The 858-nt window shown below is 57.9% G+C and carries 1 protein-coding gene; it reads right to left on the bottom strand.

Annotated elements, in window-relative coordinates:
* Positions 1 to 176 precede the first annotated feature (176 nt).
* A partial coding sequence (locus tag CSQ93_RS28495) for a flagellin (protein ID WP_099380921.1) occupies positions 177 to 858 on the bottom strand: 682 nt, incomplete at its 5' end.

Genomic DNA, 858 nt, shown 5'->3' with positions numbered 1-858 from the left:
ATGAAAGCTGTGTTTGCCGAGATCGATGCCGATGAGCGTAACGTTTTCCATGATGGCCTCCTTCAGAAATGAAAACACCCTATAAGTTTAGTAACTTATAGGGTGGAGGGTGACCATCTCATTAGCCAGACCGCAGTCTGGCTTGGCGTTGCTGGCCGCGGACGGCCAGGCAAAGATTATTGCAGCAAGGACATGACCATCGAGGACATGCTGTTGCTTTGTTTCAGCATCGCGGTGCCGGCTTGCAGCAGCATTTGCGACGACGTCATGTTCGAGCTTTCGGTGGCGAAATCAACGTCCATGATGCGGCCGGTAGCGGCCTTGGTGTTGGTGGCGATGTTCGACAGGTTGCTGTTGACGTGGTCGAGGCGGTTGGCGGCGGCGCCCAGGGACGAGCGGATCGTGCCGACATTGTCGATGGCATTTTTCAGCAGGTCGATCGTGGCGTTTGCCGTGCCGGTCAGTTCCGTGCCGACGCCGCCGCTGGTAGCCTTGAAGTTGTTGGCGGACAAGCCTTTCAGCGCGGTGTCCAGCGTGACCATGCCTGCTTGCACGGTGAAGTCCATGGTTTCCGACTTGGCGGCGCCGATCTGGAAGGTCATCTTGGCTTCCGACAGAGTGCCCTTGCCAGTCGTGCCATCGCCCAGCAGATTCTGGCCGCCGAACGTGGTATTGGTCATCACGTTGTACAGTTCCAGGCCCAGCGCGTCATATTCGGCTTGCATGGCGGTCTTGTCGGCCGTGTTCGACGAAGCATCGGCAGCTTGCGTGGCCAGATCTTTCATGCGCACCAGCATGTTGGTGACTTCGCCGAACGCGCCTTCAGCCGTTTGCAGCATCGAGGTGCTGTTTTGCGTG

The organism is Janthinobacterium sp. BJB426 (genome assembly GCF_002735705.1).
In the GTDB taxonomy this organism is placed as follows: Bacteria; Pseudomonadota; Gammaproteobacteria; order Burkholderiales; family Burkholderiaceae_D; genus Janthinobacterium.
Note: the sequence above shows the minus strand (reverse complement) of the source record. Positions and strands in the feature narration are given on the sequence as shown.